The organism is Halomonas sp. BDJS001, from assembly GCF_026104355.1.
GTDB lineage: Bacteria > Pseudomonadota > Gammaproteobacteria > Pseudomonadales > Halomonadaceae > Vreelandella.
Genome location: NZ_CP110535.1, coordinates 2,469,088 through 2,487,545 on the forward strand (window position 1 = coordinate 2,469,088; position 18,458 = coordinate 2,487,545).

The 18,458-nt window shown below is 57.3% G+C and carries 14 protein-coding genes; 7 read left to right on the plus strand and 7 right to left on the minus strand.

Going from position 1 to position 18,458, the window contains the following annotated elements:
- The first annotated feature begins 67 nt into the window (after window positions 1–67).
- From OM794_RS11440 to OM794_RS11465, 6 genes are all read left to right on the plus strand, one after another.
- Window positions 68–1,768: a SulP family inorganic anion transporter gene (locus OM794_RS11440; RefSeq protein WP_226250031.1), complete on the plus strand. Its 1,701-nt coding sequence runs from the start codon at window positions 68–70 to the stop codon at window positions 1,766–1,768.
- Between the two features lie 236 nt (window positions 1,769–2,004).
- Complete coding sequence (locus OM794_RS11445) at window positions 2,005–3,165, plus strand: TAXI family TRAP transporter solute-binding subunit (RefSeq protein WP_226250032.1); 1,161 nt, start codon at window positions 2,005–2,007, stop codon at window positions 3,163–3,165.
- 51 nt (window positions 3,166–3,216) lie between these two features.
- Window positions 3,217–5,226: a TRAP transporter permease gene (locus OM794_RS11450; protein ID WP_226250033.1), complete on the plus strand. Its 2,010-nt coding sequence runs from the start codon at window positions 3,217–3,219 to the stop codon at window positions 5,224–5,226.
- A gap of 58 nt (window positions 5,227–5,284) precedes the next feature.
- Window positions 5,285–6,703: an enoyl-CoA hydratase/isomerase family protein gene (locus OM794_RS11455; protein WP_226250034.1), complete on the plus strand. Its 1,419-nt coding sequence runs from the start codon at window positions 5,285–5,287 to the stop codon at window positions 6,701–6,703.
- Between the two features lie 3 nt (window positions 6,704–6,706).
- Entirely contained in the window at window positions 6,707–7,900 is a 1,194-nt protein-coding gene (locus tag OM794_RS11460; RefSeq protein ID WP_226250035.1) for an acyl-CoA dehydrogenase family protein, read from the plus strand.
- A gap of 7 nt (window positions 7,901–7,907) precedes the next feature.
- Window positions 7,908–9,026, plus strand: coding sequence for an acyl-CoA dehydrogenase family protein (locus OM794_RS11465; protein ID WP_226250036.1), 1,119 nt, complete (start codon window positions 7,908–7,910; stop codon window positions 9,024–9,026).
- Between the two features lie 16 nt (window positions 9,027–9,042).
- Here OM794_RS11465 and OM794_RS11470 read toward each other — a convergent pair whose 3' ends face one another.
- From OM794_RS11470 to OM794_RS11500, 7 genes are all read right to left on the minus strand, one after another.
- Window positions 9,043–10,002, minus strand: a complete 960-nt coding sequence (locus tag OM794_RS11470) for an NAD(P)H-dependent flavin oxidoreductase (RefSeq protein WP_226250037.1) — start codon at window positions 10,000–10,002, stop codon at window positions 9,043–9,045.
- A 256-nt stretch (window positions 10,003–10,258) separates the two neighbouring features.
- Window positions 10,259–11,185 (minus strand): electron transfer flavoprotein subunit alpha/FixB family protein, encoded by a 927-nt coding sequence (locus OM794_RS11475; protein WP_265154500.1) that lies wholly within the window; start codon window positions 11,183–11,185, stop codon window positions 10,259–10,261.
- A gap of 55 nt (window positions 11,186–11,240) precedes the next feature.
- Window positions 11,241–11,990, minus strand: coding sequence for an electron transfer flavoprotein subunit beta/FixA family protein (locus OM794_RS11480; protein WP_265154618.1), 750 nt, complete (start codon window positions 11,988–11,990; stop codon window positions 11,241–11,243).
- 131 nt (window positions 11,991–12,121) lie between these two features.
- On the minus strand, window positions 12,122–13,510 hold the full coding sequence (locus OM794_RS11485; RefSeq protein ID WP_226251238.1) for a hypothetical protein: 1,389 nt from the start codon (window positions 13,508–13,510) through the stop codon (window positions 12,122–12,124).
- A complete protein-coding gene (locus OM794_RS11490) occupies window positions 13,507–13,956 on the minus strand; it encodes a PaaI family thioesterase (RefSeq protein WP_226251237.1) in 450 nt (149 codons plus the stop codon). The genes OM794_RS11485 and OM794_RS11490 overlap by 4 nt, the downstream gene beginning before the upstream one ends.
- Entirely contained in the window at window positions 13,953–15,554 is a 1,602-nt protein-coding gene (locus OM794_RS11495; RefSeq protein ID WP_226251236.1) for a class I adenylate-forming enzyme family protein, read from the minus strand. Before OM794_RS11495 ends, OM794_RS11490 begins: the two co-directional genes overlap by 4 nt.
- A complete protein-coding gene (locus OM794_RS11500) occupies window positions 15,554–16,705 on the minus strand; it encodes an acyl-CoA dehydrogenase family protein (RefSeq protein WP_226251235.1) in 1,152 nt (383 codons plus the stop codon). Before OM794_RS11500 ends, OM794_RS11495 begins: the two co-directional genes overlap by 1 nt.
- A 217-nt stretch (window positions 16,706–16,922) precedes the next feature.
- Here OM794_RS11500 and OM794_RS11505 point away from each other — a divergent pair, with 217 nt between their 5' ends.
- Entirely contained in the window at window positions 16,923–18,446 is a 1,524-nt protein-coding gene (locus tag OM794_RS11505) for a 3-hydroxyacyl-CoA dehydrogenase (protein ID WP_226251234.1), read from the plus strand.
- The last annotated feature ends 12 nt before the right edge of the window (window positions 18,447–18,458 follow it).

The window sequence follows — 18,458 nt, forward strand, 5'->3', positions numbered from 1 at the left end:
AGCACTGCAATAAATGGGAATATCCCTTACTCTCTCTGTTCTGCCATCTCTACAACACATGGAATCCATGCTAAAGCGCTATTTGCCGATCCTGACTTGGCTGCCCCACTATCATAAACGCCTTTTGGGGGCCGACCTTTTGGCGGGTTTGATCGTCACCGTGATGGTCATTCCCCAATCGCTGGCCTATGCGCTGCTAGCCGGGCTGCCCGCGGTGGTAGGGCTCTATGCCAGCATCCTGCCGCAGCTTGTCTACACGCTGTTTGGTACCAGTAAAACCCTCGCGGTTGGGCCGGTGGCAATTATCGCGCTGATGACCGGTGCCGCTCTCTCCTCGGTGGCTGCCACGGGCTCAGAGACCTATTTGCAGGCAGCGCTGATTCTGTCGCTGCTTTCTGGGGGCATGCTGGTGATAATGGGATTGCTGAAAATGGGTTTTTTCAGCAATTTTCTGAGCCATCCGGTTATCTCCGGTTTCTTAACGGCGTCGGGAATACTGATCGCCGCTAGCCAACTGGGCAGTTTACTAGGGGTTGAGAGCAGCGGTTTTACCCTGGTAGAGCGCTTTATCACGCTGGTACCCAATTTAGACACCTTTAACGTCGCCACTTTACTGATCGGCGGTGGAACCCTACTGTTTTTAATCGCTATGCGCCGCTATGGTAAAGCCACCCTGATCAGAATGGGCCTACCAGGCACCCTAGCGGACTTGATCGCTAAAGCGGGGCCGGTGTTTGCCGTCGTAATTACCACTCTAGTGACCTGGCACTGGCAGTTGGCCGTTAGAGGCGTCGACGTGGTGGGTCAAATTCCTGGAGGATTACCCGCGTTTAGCTTTCCCTGGGCGGACTACTCGCTGTGGCGGGCACTGCTAATTCCTGCGCTACTGATTAGCCTGGTCGGCTTTGTGGAGTCGGTTTCCATGGGCCAGATGTTGGCCGCTAAACGGCGCCAGCGCATCTCTCCCAATCAGGAGCTAGTGGGCCTGGGTGCCAGCAACTTAGCTGCCGGTTTTTCAAGCGGGATGCCGGTAACCGGTGGGTTGTCCCGCACCGTTATCAACTACGACGCAGGTGCGCAAACCCCTGCCGCCGGTGCCTTTGCAGCACTAGGCATTGCACTGGTCACCATGTCGTTCACCGGCTGGCTCTACTATCTGCCTATCGCCACCCTGGCCGCGACGATTACCGTTTCGATTTTGACTCTTGTGGACATCCCCATGCTGCGGCAAACCTGGCGCTACTCCCGCAGCGACTTTGCCGCCATGGCGGTGACGATTCTACTCACGCTGTGCGAAGGTGTTGAAGCCGGCATCATCAGCGGAGTGACGCTCTCTATTGCGCTGTTTCTTTACCGCACCAGCCGCCCCCATAGTGCCTTGGTGGGTCGCGTGCCCGGTACCGAACACTTTAGAAACACCACCCGCCACGATGTCGAAACAGTCAATACCGTTGCCCTGCTGCGTATCGATGAAAGCCTCTATTTTGCCAATGCCCGCTATTTGGAAGACACCGTATACAACCTGGTGGCGAGCCACCCCGAGCTTGAGCATGTGGTGCTGATCTGTTCGGCGGTTAACCTGATCGATGCCTCGGCGCTTGAGAGCCTGGATGCCATCAACGCTCGCTTAAAAGACTCCGATGTAAAACTGCATTTATCCGAGGTGAAAGGCCCAGTGATGGATCAACTCAAGAAGAGCGACTTCCTGGAGGCGCTTACCGGAAGAGTATTTCTAAGCACCTACGCCGCTTGGCGTGAATTTTCTTAACGGCACAGCACTCGCTACTACTCTGAAAAACCAGGCAATTGCTGGTTTTTTATGCCTGTTGTTTACCAACGAGCACCGCTGCTAACAACGGCATTGACAGCCACCCAGCGGCTTCTCTACTATCACTCGACCATTTAGCAAAATAAAATACCGCATAGCAAAACACCTTGAATCAAATAACCAGCGACTGAACGTCACCACCAACGTCACTACAACCACAATAAAGGAGTATCCCAATGCGCCCCTTCGCTCAACGCCTACTTTTTGCCGCCTTACCTCTATCGCTACTCGGCGCCGCAGTCAGCCACGCCAACGAAATTGAACTGCCCGGCACCATGGCCTGGACGGCCTATGGCACCAACTCAAGCGGCTATGCCCAAGCCGTCGCCATCGGCAATATGCTGCAGAACAAATACGGTTCATCGGTGCGTATCCTGCCGGGGGATAACGATGTATCACGCATGACGCCGCTCAAGCAGGGCCGCGTAGACCTTTGCGCCTGCGGGATCGCCAGTTACTACGGTGCAGAAGGTGTAATGATGTTTGCCGACCGTGACTGGGGCCCCCAGCCGCTACGCGTGATTACCACTTCCACTGCCTCTTTTGGCCTTTCCCTTGCGGTGGCGGGCGACCTGGACGTTGAAACGCCCGCCGACCTGGCCGGTAAGCGCATCGCCTATATCCGTGGTGACGATGCGCTCAATAAAGGCACAGAGGCGTATCTCGCCTTCGGCGGTTTAACCTGGGATGACGTCGAGCGGGTTGATTATCCCGGCTATGGTCGCTCGTTTGACGGCATCATCGCTGGCGATGTAGACGCCTCATTTACTACTACCGTTACCCCACCAGCCCAGCAGTTGGCCAGTAGCCCCCGCGGCATTAGTTGGCCAGTTTTGGATCCGGAAAATGAAGCAGGCTGGGAGCGCCTAACCGCAGTTGCCCCCTATTTTCGCCCCCATCAAATTACCACAGGCGCCGGAGGTATTAGCGCCGACAACCCCGTACCAAGCGCTAGCTACCCATACCCGATTGTGGTGGCCAACCAGGATCTGGACGACAACGTCGCTTACGGACTGATCAAGGCCATGCAGGAGAATTTTGACGACTATAAAGATAACGCCCCAGGGGCGCTTGGCTATGCCTTGGAACAGCAAGATCTTCAATGGGTAGTGCCGTTCCACGATGCGGTGGTGGAGTACTACAAAGAGATCGATGTATGGACTGATGAAATGCAGGCCCATCAGGACAACCTCGTTGAACGCCAGAACGTGCTGTTAACCGCCTGGGAAGACTTTATGCAAGACGCCCCAAGTGATGATGAGACCTTTACTGCCGACTGGATGGAAGCCCGTGCCGCCGCGCTGAGCGATGCTGGTTTCGAGCCGATCTTTGAGTGATACACCACGGGGCGGCAGTTGCCGCCCCCTGCTGATTGACGGATGTCCCCCATGACCATAGATACCTCACCTGCCAATCATCAGCAGGTTAAAGAAAAGATCAGCCAAATTCGTCCGCTTCCCCCTGCGCTGCGCTGGATACCCGCCACGGTCACCGTCATTTTGATGGCGATGACCCTGGATTATCTATTTAACGTTGGCTTACTGACGTTCGTTACGGGTCTGGAGACGCAGTTCTACTACGCCGTTGTGGCGCTGCTGCTACCGCTGGTGTTTTTGCTTTGGCCCATGCGCAGTCGCCAACAAGAGCAGCCCATTCCCTGGTATGACTACCTATTGAGCGCAATAACGCTAGTTGTTGGCGGCTATTTTGTTTACAACGCTGTGCCCATTTTGGAGCGCGGCTGGGCTTTTTCTGCGCCTCAAATCGCCATTTATGCCAGCTATGCCTACTGGCTGCTGATTATTGAAGCGGCACGCCGGGCGGGTGGTTTACCCATTGCGATTATTGCCGGGGTATTCTCGCTCTATCCGCTGGTGGCCGATATCGTCCCTGGCCCTATCCAGGCGTTTCCTTCAACGCTTGAAGAGACCGCCATGTACCACACCATGAGTACCGAGAGCATCATGGGGGTGCCACTTCAGGCATTCGCGGGCCTGGTGATTGGCTTTTTGGTATTTGGCGTGGTGCTGCAAAAAAGCGGCGGCGGTAAGTTTTTTATTAATCTGGCGTTTGCGCTGCTGGGCCATGTGCGTGGCGGCCCCGCTAAGGTGTCGATTTTTTCCAGCGGCCTGATGGGCTCCATGAGCGGCAGCGTGATCAGCAATGTACTCACCACCGGCGTGCTGTCGATTCCCGCCATGCGGCGTATCGGCATGAGCCGCTCCTTTGCCGGCGGTGTAGAAGCCTGCGCTTCAACCGGCGGTGTCTTAATGCCTCCGGTGATGGGCGCTACCGCCTTTGTGATGGCGATGTTTCTCGACATTCCCTATTCCGCTGTGGCGCTGGCTGCCGTGATTCCATCAATTCTGTATTTCCTGGGGCTGTTTATTCAGATTGATGCCTACGCGGCCCGCCACGATATTAAAGGCCTGCCCGCCGTTGAGCTGCCATCGCTTTGGCAGACTCTCAAAGAGGGTTGGTACTTTATTTTCGTCTTCGCCCTCTTAGTCTGGATGCTGCTGATTATGCAGCGTGAAGCCGTAGCGCCTTTTTATGCCACCGCGCTGCTGTTAGTGCTAAACCAGCTTTCCAAGCATAACCGCTGGGGCTGGAAGGACGTGGCCGACACGCTCTCATCTGCCGCCAAGCTATTTGCCGAGCTAATCGCTATTCTGGCCGGTGTGGGTATGCTGGTCGGTGCGCTTTCGATGACCGGTCTTTCCGGCACCATCGCCAACGACTTTATCAATATTGCCGGCGGCAGCGTGCCGCTGCTGCTGATTATGGGGGCCGTGACCAGCTTCGTGCTTGGCATAGGTATGACCGTTACCGCCGCCTATATTTTCCTCGCCGTTGCCCTAGCCCCCGCGCTGATTCAAGGCGGAGGGCTGGATCCCATGGCGGTGCATATGTTCATCCTCTACTGGGGCATGCTGAGTTTTATTACTCCGCCGGTGGCACTGGGTGCCTTTGCCGCCGCCACCGTGGCCGGTGCCCGGCCCATGGAAACCGGCCTGCAGGCCATGCGCCTGGGTAGCGTGATCTACTTTATCCCCTTCCTCTTTGTGCTTAATCCGGCGTTGATTATGCAGGGCGCACCGCTGGTGATCGTGGCCGTGTTTATCCAGGCGGTCATCGGCATCATTCTGTTTGCCTCGGCGATGCAGGGCTACCTGATGGGCGTTGGCCGGTTGGGCTATGGCGCACTGCAGGAGATCGTGATTCGTGCCCTGGTACTGATCGCGGGCCTGCTCCTGGCACTGCCTGGCGGTGGGATGGTACCGCTTAGCCAGTGGGAACTGATCGGTCTCGCGCTTGCGGCGCTGGTGCCCGGCGTGTTGATGGCACGCTTAAGCCAGCGCCACCATCGTCGCTCGCATAGCGCCTCTGCTGCTTAACAGATGGAACGCCAAGATTTTTTCAATTCATTATCATGCAAAATACGAGAGCCTAACTATGTCCGTTCACTACCAGCGCCACGGTGATATAGGCGTTATCCAAATTGCTAACCCGCCGGTTAATGCCTTGGGGCACGCAGTGCGCAGCGGCTTAGTCAACGCGCTCGAAGAGGGTATTGCCGACGCCGACGCTAAAGCGCTGGTCGTGTTAGCCGATGGCCGCACGTTTATTGCCGGGGCGGATATCCGTGAGTTTGGTAAGCCGCCTCAAGCGCCGCTGCTGCCCGATGTGATTAGCCACTTGGAAGACTGCCCGAAACCGCTGATCGCCGCCCTGCACGGTACGGCCCTGGGTGGCGGTTTGGAAGTGGCACTCGGTTGCCACTACCGAATCGCGCTGGCAGGCACCCGCGTGGGACTCCCTGAGGTAAAGCTTGGCCTACTGCCTGGCGCCGGTGGCACCCAACGTTTACCACGTTTGGTGGGCGTAGAGCGCGCGTTAGAGATGATTACCAGCGGGCGTTTTGTGGAGGCTGAAGAAGCGCTTGAGGCGGGTATTATCGATGCTATCAGCAACGCTCAAACGCCCCTTGAAGCGGGTTTAGCCGCAGCCCAGGAAGTGCTGGCAGGCGCCCAAACGCCCCGCATTACCGGCCAACTTCCTGCCCCGGCGGCGAATCCTCAGGCAATCACTGCGGCATTGGATCGGCTGAACCAACAGTCTCCTGAACTGTTCTCGCCGTTTCGCATTGTCGAAGCGATTCAGGCCTGCGTGGATGCCGACTCACTTAAGGCTGGGTTACGCCGCGAGCGGGAGCTGTTTCTAGCCTGTATGGACTCCCCCCAGCGCGCCGGGCTTATCCATCTGTTTTTTGCCGCACGCAACCCCCACCTGGTGCCCGACGTTGAGAAAGCCAGTGCTTTTAAACACGTTGCACTGATTGGTGAGCATCCGCTCTTTGAACGCCTGCAAAAGGCCTCGCAAAAGGCGGGCATTAGCTTAACCAGCGCACCCGATGAGGCCACCGAACTTTGCCTACTGGCGCCAGATGGTACTCAGGATTCCCACGCAAATTACCCGGTTGTCGCACTGGAAGAGATTGGCAGCGCCAGCTCCAGCGATAATGCGCTAAGTCTGATCATTGCTGAAAACGGCCATATCGCAGAGCTAATCAACGTAAGCGCAGAGCCACTTACTCAGCAGCGAGCCGCACTGACGCTTAAAGCACTGCGACTAAACATCGTGGTCAGCCAGCAAGAAAGCATGCTTCGCGCGATGCATGCTGCCATTCAGCGATCTCTCGCCAGTGAAAGGCAGTCAGCGCTTGAACAGGTAAGTATCAATATGGCGAAACAGGGCTTCTGCTACCGGGAAAGTGACCTCGATTTGCTCGCGGTGGAAGCGTTTGGCTATCCGCGTCACTTAGGTGGGCCGCACCGTCAGGCCACGCTCTCTACTGCAGCTAAGGATGTATAGCCCATGAACCTCACCTTTAGCCCCGAAGAGCAGGCGTTTCGCGAACAGGTACGCCGCTTTCTTGCCGATGCACTGCCCAGCGATATTAGCGAACGCGTACGCCAAGGACGCCACCTGCGTGCCGATGATCACCTGCGCTGGCAGAACATCCTCAGCGAACAGGGCTGGCTAGCGTCTAACTGGCCAAAAGAGTTCGGCGGCCCAGGCTGGGGGCCGGTACAGCGGCATATTTTCGACGAAGAGTGCGCCGCGGCCCATGCGCCTACGGTCGTCCCCTTCGGCGTTAATATGGTGGCTCCCGTCATCATGAAATTCGGCAGTGTCGAGCAGCAACAGCACTTCCTGCCGCGCATTTTGAGCAATCAGGACTGGTGGTGCCAAGGCTACTCAGAGCCCGGCGCTGGCTCTGATTTAGCGGGCCTAAATACCCGCGCCGTGCGTGATGGCGCCCACTATATCGTCAATGGTCAGAAAACCTGGACCACCCTGGGCCAGCACGCCAACATGCTGTTTTGCTTAGTACGTACCGACCCAGACGCGAAAAAGCAGGCGGGCATTAGTTTTCTACTCATTGATATGCAGAGCCCCGGTATCATCGTGCGGCCCATTATCACCCTGGATGGCGCCCACGAGATCAATGAAGTCTTTTTAGATAACGTTCGCGTTCCCGTAGAAAACCGCGTCGGGGAAGAGGGCCAAGGCTGGACCTGTGCCAAATTCCTGCTCACCCACGAACGCACCGGCATTGCCGGACTTGGCCACGCCAAGCAGGCGCTGCGTCACTTGAAGTCACTGGCCAGCCGAATTGAGCATCGCGGCAAGCCGCTATTGGAGCTGCCCAGCTTTCGCCACCGAGTCGTCAAAGCCGAGCTTGAATTGATGGCGCTGGAAGTCACCAACCTGCGCGTGATTGCCGCGGCCCGGGATGGCGGCGTACCCGGCGCAGAGAGCTCCCTGCTGAAAGTACGTGGCTCAGAGCTTCGCCAGGAGCTAAGCGAACTCACCCGCCGTGCTCTTGGCCCTGCTGCGCTGCCGTTCTTCCCCGACTTCCTGTATGGCGAAGGCCGCCTGGATGACGAACGCACCCAAAACGCTGCCGCCAGCGCTCAGTACTTCAATCGTCGCAAGCTGTCGATTTATGGTGGCGCCAATGAAATACAAAAAAGTATCGTCGCCAAAACCATTCTAAATATGTGAGGTCAGCATGGATTTTGCTTTAACCGACGAGCAGCGCATGCTCGAAGAGACGCTCACCCGCTTGGTGGCCGACCAGGTTTCCCCCGAGCAGCGCCGCGTTATGCTTACCGCTGCTGCAAACGGTGATTCTGCACTATGGCGCACCTTTGCCGAGCTGGGTTTGCTGCATATGCCCTTCAGCGAAGACGTGGGCGGGCTAGGCGGCGATGGCACCGATCTGATGATTATTATGCAGGCATTGGGACGAGGCTTAGTGCCCGAGCCCTATCTGGCTGGCCTGGTGCTGCCCGGCCAACTGCTGGCCCATACCGCCAACAGCGAGCAGCAAACCCGCTGGCTAGCCCCACTGCTTGAAGGCGAGCATCAGTTAGCGTTTGCCTGGCAGGAGATTGGTGCCCGCTACGACGCCTTTACGGTAGCTACCCAGGCTACCCAGCTAGGCGGCCAATGGCGGCTAACCGGTAGAAAAGATGTGGTACTAAACCTGGAGTCCGCTGCGGCAACGCTGGTCAGCGCTCGATTAGCTAACGGCAAGCTAGGGCTGTTTATTGTGCCAGCGGGTGCCCCGGGCACCTCTACGCACCTATATCGCACTATCGATGACCAGCCCGCCGGCGATCTGACCCTGGACAGCGTCACGCTGCCGCCAGCCAACTGCCTGAGTGAAGATGCCAGCAATGCGCTGGCGGAGGTACTCGCCCTTGGCCGTGCGGCACTGTGTGCCCAAGCCATTGGCGCAATGGAGGAGGCCTGCGACCAAACCCTGGCCTATCTAAAAGAGCGCAAGCAGTTTGGCCTGCCGCTATCTACCTTCCAGGCGCTTCAGCACCGTATGGTGGATATGCACCTGCACCTGGAGCAGTCCCGCTCCATGGCGATTTTAGCCGCCACTAGTCTCGCGCTACCTGCCAGCCAACGGGATTACAAAATTGCCGCGGCCAAAGCCTACTGCGGCGAATCGGCTCGCTTTATTGCCGAACAGGCGATCCAGCTGCATGGGGCGATGGGTATGACCGAAGAGTGCTATGTCGCTAACTACGCCAAGCATCTGGTAATGTTCGATCACTACCTGGGCGATAGCGACTATCATCTCGAAACGGTCAGCGATCTGTTAACTGCTGCCTGAGAACGGCGGCGTTTCGTCAAAGCCGCCGCAAATGATCCAGCGCTTTCTGGTAATCCTGGCACAGCGTGGCCACTTCTTCGGCCACGCTGTGCATAGAGCCAATGCCACCGACGCCCTGCCCCGCACCCCAGATATCCCGCCACGCTTTTGCCTTACTGCTCCCCCCTGAGCCATAGCGCATAGCGGTTTTATCACCTTCAGGCAGCGCATCAGGATCCAATCCCGCCTGCTCGATACTTTGCCGCAGATAGTTACCGTGCACGCCGGTAAACAGGTTGGTATAGACAATGTCGTCTGCCGCTGAGTCCAGCACCATCTGTTTATAGTCCGCTTGGGCATTGGCTTCTTGAGTGGCGATAAAGCGCGTGCCCATATACACCAAGTCCACACCTAGCGCCTGGGCGGCAACGATCTGTTCACCTTTGCTAATCGCCCCTGCCAGCACTAGCGGACCATCGTAAAAGCGCCGCACCTCAGCCACAAACGCAAAGGGATTTAACCGCCCGGCATGGCCACCCGCTCCGTGGCAGACCAGTATCAAACCATCGACCCCCGCATCGATCGCTTTCTTAGCATGCCGCAACGTGGTCACATCGTGAAACACCAGCCCACCATAGGCGTGCACCTTTTTCACCACTTGATTAGGCGCATGCAGGCTGGTGATGACCAGCGGCACCTTGAACTCGGCACATAGCGCGACATCATGCTCTAAGCGGTCATTGGTGGGATGCACGATTTGGTTCACCGCAAAGGGCGCTGAGGGTTGCTCGGGGTGTTGCGCATCATAGTCGGCCAGGGTTTGAGTGATCTGCTGTAACCACTCACGTAATACCTCAGCAGGTCGAGCGTTGAGCGCCGGGAAAGCACCGATGATGCCCGATTGGCACTGGGCAATCACCAGCTCTGGCCCGGAGACGATAAACATCGGTGAACCGATCACCGGCAGGGTTAATGAAGCGGTTAGGCGCGTTAGCATGGGAAACTCGCTGGTTGTTATTGTGCGGTGATACTGCAAAAGGCCCCTCTGGGCCTTTCAAGAAGATGACACACTGCAATGGCTTGATCGGAACAACCCGTAGCGGGGGTCTTTCGCCAGGGCCGGAAAAAAGTTCCCGACGTTTCCGGCATTTCCGCCATCCATGGCGGTCAGATGGCGAAAGTAGCGTCCATGGATGGGTTCACAGCGCCCCCGCGTAGGGTTGTTCCGAGCAATACGTGGATGCCAGAAGCATTTACAACTTGCTCTCAAGCTCCGGCAGGATCTCGAACAGATCCCCCACCAGGCCGTAATCTGCCACCTGGAAAATCGGTGCTTCGTCGTCTTTGTTGATCGCGACGATCACCTTGGAGTCCTTCATGCCCGCCAGGTGCTGGATGGCACCGGAAATGCCCACGGCGATATACAGATCCGGGGCGACGATCTTGCCAGTCTGACCGACCTGCATATCGTTAGGTACAAAGCCTGCGTCGACCGCGGCACGGGAAGCACCGATGGCGGCACCGAGCTTGTCGGCAATGCCGTCGAGCAGCTTGAAGTTTTCGCCGTTGCCCATGCCGCGGCCGCCGGAGATCACCACCTTGGCGCCGCCCAGTTCAGGACGATCCGACTGCGCCAGCTCTTCTTTGACAAAGCTGGACTGACTGTTGTCCACCACCACATCGACGGTTTCAATCGTCGCGCTGCCGCTGGTGCCGACCGCATCAAAGCCGGTGGAGCGCACGGTGATCACTTTCAGCGCGTCGTCGCTTTTAACGGTGGCAATGGCATTACCGGCGTAGATCGGGCGCTTAAAGGTATCGGCGCTGTCCACGGCGATAACGTCCGACAGCTGGCTGACGTCTTTTAGCGCCGCTAAACGCGGCAGTACGTTTTTGCCGGTGGTGGAGGCGCTGGCCAGCACGTGGGTGTAATCACCCGCCAGTTCGACCAGCAGCGCGCCCATGGGCTCGGCCAGCTGGTGGGCGTAAACGGCGTTATCGGCGACGCGGACTTTGCTCACGCCGTCGAGTTTGGCGGCGGCCTCGGCAGCGGCTTGAACGCCTTCCCCGGCCACCAGGATATCGATATCGCCACCGATGGCTTGGGCGGCCGCCACCACGTGGGCGGTGGCGCCGGCCAGTTGGCCTTCGTGTAGGTCGGCAAGTACCAAAATGCTCATAAAATCAGCTCCTTTCAAAGCGCATGCGTAAAGTACGGGGGGTAATTAACCGACCTTAAAGAACTTTGGCTTCGTTTTTGAGTTTGTCGATCAGCTCGTCTACCGAGGCGACTTTAACGCCACCCTTGCGCTCGGCGGGTGACTCTACTTTGAGCAGACTGACCTTGGAGGCAACCTCGACGCCGTAGTCGGCGGGGGTTTTGACATCCAGCGGCTTTTTCTTGGCCTTCATGATGTCGGGGAGCTTGGCGTAGCGCGGCTCATTCAAACGCAGGTCGGTGGTGACAATCGCCGGCAGCGTGAGGGCAATGGTTTGCAGGCCGCCGTCGATTTCACGGGTGACATGAACCTTGTCGCCGTCGACCGCCACTTCCGAGGCGAAGGTACCTTGCGCAAGCCCCGTCAGTGCGGCGAGCATTTGGCCGGTCTGGTTGTTGTCGGTGTCAATGGCCTGCTTGCCCAGCACCACTAATCCCGGCTGCTCCTCTTCGACCACTTTGGCCAACAGCTTGGCCACCGCCAGGGATTCGGCGCGCTCGTCGGTTTCGATATGGATGGCGCGGTCTGCCCCCAGGGCCAGCGCGGTACGCAGCTGCTCTTGGGCGGCCTTGGGGCCTACCGTGACAGCGACCACTTCCGTCGCCACGCCCTTCTCTTTCAGGCGCACCGCCTCTTCCACGGCAATTTCGCAGAAGGGGTTCATGGCCATTTTGACGTTGGTGAGATCGACGTCCGAATGATCCGCCTTAACGCGGATTTTGACGTTGTAGTCGATGACGCGTTTCACCGCGACGAGTACTTTCATAAGGCGTGCTCCTGGCGATTAAAATATGTAATGCTGCCTAAATTCCGCATAGCAAAATATTATTTCATTTTATAAAAAGAAAGATAAAAAAATACCAAACAAAGGTCAAGCGCTTACGCATTCTTGTCCCCTTAAAAGGGGGCCCATACAAACCACGCTGCCAACAGTGGAATCGAGGCGACCAGAAATCTGCCATTCCAACGGTAGCCAATACGCGTGGCAGGTACACCGGTAAATCGGGATAAAATCAGCATCGATGCGGTCATCGGCGACGACATTAGCGCCAGCGCCCAGCCTACCATCAGCGATGCACCTATCAGCGCAGGTGTTAGCCCCTCAATGGCTAGCTGTGGTAACAGCCCCACCAACAGCGTTACCGTCACGATAGGGTTAACGCCTACCTGGGCCAGCCCCACCACCATCAGCATCGCCAGCACGGCATTGAAGGCGCCCCACTGGTTCAACACCGTTAATAGTGGCGCCAACTGCTGAGTGTCAACCAGCCCAACGCATAAGTGCCCCAAATAGCCCGCCGCCCCTAGCACTACGATCTCATTGGTACTAGGCGAAAGCAGCCATGGTAACTGACGATGCACCGCGCTAACCGCGGCAGGCAACCCACCGAAGCCAAGCCTGCGCCGCTGCCAGGCAAGCCAAACCAGAGCCCCAGTCGGCGCACCTAACAGCGCGGCAATGGGTAAGCGCAGCTCTAATAGCCAGGCAAGGCTAAACACCAGCGCCACAATCCCTAGCAGCAACACGCTGAACTGAGCCAGCGGGCGTAACGAAGGAGCAGCTACCAAGGCTTTATTGGCAGGCGGATGCGGGCCGGTGAGAAAATCTACCGCCCAGCCCGCCAGAAAAATCAGCACAGCGGCGCCCAAAATATACGGCGCAAGCTCAAGCCAAGTGACCTGGGAAAGGCTCGACAGTACGACGGCAACACCGATACCCATGGGCGAAATAAGTGGCGCCAGGGAAAACCCACGTAGCAGCGCCAGCATCATGCGCCGCTGACGGGCTTCTCGCACCCAGGCACGCCCTTGGGCCGCCCCCAGGGTGTTACTCTTCTCAATCATGGCGGCAAATAGGTTAAGCACGCCGATATTGAGAATAATGCCAAACAGCGCTGAACCGAGCGATAAAATTGGGTAGCGGCGGCTAGGCGGTTGGAGCAGCATGCTTTGCCCACAGCGACGCACCAGGCGTGAACGGTAGGCAGGCAAACGTAGCATGCTCAACGCCACCACAAAGGTCGCAAAAAACGCAAAACGCCCACTGGCTTCAAACAGCAGTTGGCCTGGGTTCGACGAGTGCCAGAGCGCTAGCAGCGATACCATCCCCGCGACTAGCAGTAACCCTCTGGCCATCCGTGTTAGCTTGCCAGCAAGCGTTAATAGATAGAGCGCCAGCGCGGCAATGCCGACGGCTTGCCAAAACAGGCTGCCGACCACCAGATGAAACAGCGTTGCCAGGGTGACCAGCAGTAACAGAGAAACCCGCAGGCGGGCTGGGCTCACTCAGTTGGCTCCCTGGGTTTGTTTTCTGGAAATCCCTCTGCCGATTCACTGCCACTGCGACGCCGAAATGAGCCTTCTCCCATGGCCACTAAACTGCCCTGTTCATCGACTATCTCACCACTGCTCATATAGGTTTTCTGTCCACCGCCGCGAACCGTGCCGGTTGCCTTCAACACACCTTGCCGGGCGGGGCCCACAAAGGTCGTGGTGAGTGACAGCGTCATTCCCCGGCGAATATTGCCCGGTACGCTACAGTGCAAACCCGCCAGGCTCAGCGCGCTATCCAACATGGAAGCTAATACACCGCCATGTACATTGCCGCTGCGGTTAAGATGTTTTGCCTCAATGGTCAGTTCAACGACTACTCGACCCTCTTCCCACTCAACGACGTGCATGCCCAGCAGTTCGTGGTAGCCCATTAACGCTTGCTGAGGTGAATGACTCATGAGCCGCTCTCCTGCTGAGCTAAATCCCGCAACCGCCCTTTTAGTATTTTGCCGCTGGCGGTGGAAGGTAGCGTATCCATCAATACAATTTGAGTAGGCCGTTTGTAAGGCGCCAGCCGCTCGGCGATAAATGCTTTTAACTCCGCCATATCAACGTCAATGCCCGGTTCGCACTGCACAAACGCCACCACTTCTTCATTCCCGGCGATTTGACGCCCCACTACGGCGGTAAGCGTGACCGCGGGATGCTCATTGATCACCGCTTCCACATCCGGTGGGTAGATATTGAAGCCAGAGCGGATAATCAGCTCTTTGCTACGCCCTACAATATAGAGTTGGTCATGGTGATCGAGTTTGGCGATATCACCGGTGTTGAGCCAACCCTCTTCGGTTAGCGTGGCGCGGGTAGCTTCCGGCTGGCGGAAGTAACCTTTCATAATATTGGGACCGCGCACCCATAGCTCACCCACCTCATCGCTAGGCTGCTCGGAAGTGCCGCTATCGCTAAGCGGCTCCAAGCGGTACTCAAGCAGCGGCAACACCCGGCCAACGGTACTGTTGCTATGGCGATCATCAATACGGGTTTGACTGATGGTGGGGCTCGCTTCGGTTAATCCGTAGCCATTATGGAGCGTCAGGCCAAAGGCTGCCTCAACCCGCACTTTGGTATCGCTATCCAACGGCGAACCACCCGCAGACATGTAAATCAGCTCAGGCGCTTCCAGTTTGAGCTGCTCGCGTTTTAAATACTCTAACGCCCGGGCATACATCGCAGGCACGCCCTGGAGCACGGTAATTCGCTCCTGCTTTAACGTCTCAAGCATTAGCGCTGCCTCGAAGCGCGGCACGGTATACAGGCAGGCGCCATTATAGAGCGACCCCATACAGACCGAGGAGAGCCCAAACACATGGGACATCGGCAGCACGCCATAGACCCGCTGCCCCTGGCTTAAATGGCGCATGCCGCCCGAAATCGAAGCGATATAGAGGATGCCACGGTGAGTCAGCATTACCCCTTTGGGTGTTCCGGTAGTGCCTGAGGTGTAAATCATCGCCGCCACCTGTTCGGCACCGCTGGCGAATACAGGCTCGGGGTCGCTGTCGTAGAGCGGCGAAATAGCCAGCCCGCCTAACTGCGGGTGCTGGTAGCGGTCGGCGGCGTGGCGTTCAGCGTGCTGGCACGCCTCTGGTGACGCATCGCAGGTATAGAACACGCGCCGGGGCAGGCAGTTGCCCTGAATTAGATCCACTTCCTGAGCCGAGAGGCGGGAATTAACGATGGCCACCCAGGCATCCAGCTCGCTGGCTGCCAGCAGCAGCACAACCAGAGCGCGGCAGTTTTCACTCACCGTCATAATCCGGTCGCCAGGGCGAATGCCCAATGCGCTTAACCACTCACAGGCAGCGTGTATTTCTTGGCCAAGCTCCGCATAACTCCAACGCACGCTGCCATCCACAATGGCGGGCTGATCACCGATACGTTTGGCATTTTCAAGCACGCGGGTGCTGAGCCGCTCGGGAAGCTCCGCCACCAGTTCGCTGGCAAGGCGGCCAAAAATCTTCTCATCCGGAGCTTGGTAAGGTACCGACAAAGCCATTAGGACGCCTCCCGCACCATATTTCGGGCGATGACGATTTGCTGAATTTGCGTCGTGCCTTCATAAATGCGGAATAACCGCACATCACGATAGAAGCGCTCAACCGCATACTCAGACATGTAGCCCGCCCCACCGTGAACCTGCACCGCGCGGTCTGCGACACGCCCCACCATCTCAGCGCAGAACAGTTTGCAGCAGGAGGCCAGGGTCGAGACGTTTTCACCGTCATCTTTGCGCCGTGCGGCATCCATTACCATGGTTTTGCCTGCATAGGCCTCGGTTTTGCTGTCTGCCAGCATGGCTTGGATCAACTGATGCTCAGCAAGCGCCGCGCCAAACTGCTTACGTTCCATGGTGTAACGCAATGACTCCTCCACTAAGCGCTCGGCCACGCCGACGCACACAGCAGAAATATGCAGCCGTCCACGATCGAGCACCTTCATGGCGGTTTTAAAGCCTTGGCCCTCTTTACCGCCGATAATGTTTTCGGCGGGCACCCGGCAGTTTTCGAAAATAATATCGCAGGTGTGGGCGCCCTTCTGGCCCATCTTATTATCCGCAGGGCCGCGAACTAGCCCAGGGGTGTCGCCTTCAACAATAAACGCTGAGATGCCGCCCGCGCCTTTATTGTTAGGATCAGTGCGCGCCATGACGGTAAACAGATCCGCCTCGGGGCCATTGGTGATATAACGTTTGGTGCCGTTCAAAATATAGTGGTCGCCATCACGCACTGCGGTCGTCCGCAAGCTGGCGGCGTCGGAGCCTGAATCTGGTTCGGTCAAACAGAATGAGCTTAGAATCTCGCCGGTCGCTAGCCGTGGAACATACTTGGCTTTCTGCTCGTCGGTGCCATCGATCAAAATGCCCTGGGCACCAATGCCGTTGTTGGTACCAAACACCGAGCGAAAGGCGGGAGACGTTTTGCCGATTTCCATTGCCACCAGGGCTTCTTCCTCCATGGTTAGCTCAAGGCCGCCATACTCCTCCGGGATTGAGAGCCCGAACAGCCCCATCTCTTTCATTTCGGCAAGAATTTCCGGGGGTACCGCGTCCTCCTCTGCCAGTCTCGCCTCATTGGGAATTAAGCGCTCACGGACAAAACGGGCGATGGTATCGACAAGCTGGTTAATCAATTCGGGATCGCGAATCATGACGGCTCCTGGCGGCAACGGGTTTTATAGTTAGCGTTATCATTCGAAGTAGCGCTGGGTGTGGAAAGCGCTTTAATTTTGCATAGCAAAACTATTGTCCACTAATCTTGTCAGGCACTTTTGCATAGCCTAGGATGGCGAGTCAATAATTGAAACACCATTTTGCAATGCAGAACAAAATGTACAAAAACTCCCTTTTGCAGAGAGGATTTAGCGTATGTCTAATGAATCAACACCTTCACCTTTCACCACGCTTGGTATTGTCGGTACGGGTGCCATGGGTCGTGGCATCGCGCAACTGGCTGCCCAAGCTGGCCTGAAGGTCATACTGTTCGATGTTAAAGAGGGTGCTGTAGAAGAAGCCAAAACGTTTATCAATGGCCTATGGGAGAGAAGTGCTGAGAAGCAGCGCATTACTCAACAGCAGGCGCAGCAGTATAGTGAACAATTGATAGAGGCAAGTGAACTTGCCGGGCTGGCGCCATGCGATATCGTCGTGGAAGCCATTGTCGAAAAGCTTGAGGCCAAGCAGGGTCTGTTCAGCGATTTAGAAGCGATCGTCAGCCAGCAGACGGTGTTAGCGACCAATACCTCTTCGCTCTCTGTCACGGCCATTGCCGCCACCTGCCAGCATCCCGAGCGGGTCATCGGCTTTCACTTCTTTAACCCCGTGCCGCTGATGAAAATTGCCGAGGTCATCCCTGGCCTGCGTACCCACCATAAGGTGACTCAGCGGGTCAGTGCTCTCGGTCAAGCCATGGGCCACTTTACCGCCCAGGCCACGGATACCCCTGGGTTTCTGGTTAACCATGCCGGGCGTGCCTTCGGTACCGAAGCGCTGCGAATTTTAGGCGAAAGCGTTACTGACCCGGCGACCATTGACCGCATTATGGTCGATCAAGGCGGGTTCAGAATGGGGCCGTTTACCCTGTTGGATCTTACCGGCCTGGATGTTTCCCACGCCGTGATGGAGTCGGTTTATCACCAGTACTATGAAGAGGCGCGTTTTCGCCCTTCACCTCTGACCCGGCAACGCCTGGCTGCGGGCTTGCTGGGGCGTAAAACCGGCGAAGGCTTTTACCGCTATGTGGAAGGCAAGCAGCAAATGCCGGATGAACCTGCCATTGAAACCGTGCCCGCCCGCCCGGTTTGGATCAGCCAGGATGACTCCGAAAGCGCCTCGGCTCTCGCTGAATTGGTAAACGCGGCGAGCTGGCCATTAGAAACTGGTGCACAGCCTAGTCAACAAGCGCTCTGTCTGCTGACGCCTTTTGGTGAAGACGCTACCAACTGCGCCCTACGCCAGGGGCTAGATGCCAAGCAGTGCGTGGCCGTGGATATGCTTGCTGGGCTCGATAAACGCCGCAGCCTGATGACCACACCGATAACTCAGCACGCCTTTATTCAAGCCGCGCAAAGCCTGCTCAATCATGACGGCACCCCGGTGAGCACGCTTCAGGACAGTAACGGCTTTGTGCTTCAACGGGTAATTGCCTGCATCGTTAACGTGGGTGCTGACATTGCTCAACAAGGGGTTGCCGAACCCGCGACTATCGACCGGGCGGTTGAGCTTGGCCTGGGCTACCCCTTCGGCCCGCTGCGCATGGGCGACCATTACGGCGCCACGCGCATTATGACGATACTAACCAATCTGCTTGAGGCCACCGGTGACCCGCGCTATCGACCCAGTCCGTGGCTGCGCCGCCGTGCCGCACTGCACATGTCGCTAACCACTGCTTAAAAAAACAACAGG

Excerpts from the sequence above, each read along its gene's own strand:
- OM794_RS11440 (WP_226250031.1), top strand. The coding sequence starts at position 68 with ATGCTAAAGCGCTATTTGCCGATCCTGACTTGGCTGCCCCACTATCAT.
- OM794_RS11445 (WP_226250032.1), top strand. The coding sequence starts at position 2,005 with ATGCGCCCCTTCGCTCAACGCCTACTTTTTGCCGCCTTACCTCTATCG.
- OM794_RS11450 (WP_226250033.1), top strand. The coding sequence starts at position 3,217 with ATGACCATAGATACCTCACCTGCCAATCATCAGCAGGTTAAAGAAAAG.
- OM794_RS11455 (WP_226250034.1), top strand. The coding sequence starts at position 5,285 with ATGTCCGTTCACTACCAGCGCCACGGTGATATAGGCGTTATCCAAATT.
- OM794_RS11460 (WP_226250035.1), top strand. The coding sequence starts at position 6,707 with ATGAACCTCACCTTTAGCCCCGAAGAGCAGGCGTTTCGCGAACAGGTA.
- OM794_RS11465 (WP_226250036.1), top strand. The coding sequence starts at position 7,908 with ATGGATTTTGCTTTAACCGACGAGCAGCGCATGCTCGAAGAGACGCTC.
- OM794_RS11470 (WP_226250037.1), bottom strand. The coding sequence starts at position 10,002 with ATGCTAACGCGCCTAACCGCTTCATTAACCCTGCCGGTGATCGGTTCA.
- OM794_RS11475 (WP_265154500.1), bottom strand. The coding sequence starts at position 11,185 with ATGAGCATTTTGGTACTTGCCGACCTACACGAAGGCCAACTGGCCGGC.
- OM794_RS11480 (WP_265154618.1), bottom strand. The coding sequence starts at position 11,990 with ATGAAAGTACTCGTCGCGGTGAAACGCGTCATCGACTACAACGTCAAA.
- OM794_RS11490 (WP_226251237.1), bottom strand. The coding sequence starts at position 13,956 with ATGAGTCATTCACCTCAGCAAGCGTTAATGGGCTACCACGAACTGCTG.
- OM794_RS11495 (WP_226251236.1), bottom strand. The coding sequence starts at position 15,554 with ATGGCTTTGTCGGTACCTTACCAAGCTCCGGATGAGAAGATTTTTGGC.
- OM794_RS11500 (WP_226251235.1), bottom strand. The coding sequence starts at position 16,705 with ATGATTCGCGATCCCGAATTGATTAACCAGCTTGTCGATACCATCGCC.
- OM794_RS11505 (WP_226251234.1), top strand. The coding sequence starts at position 16,923 with ATGTCTAATGAATCAACACCTTCACCTTTCACCACGCTTGGTATTGTC.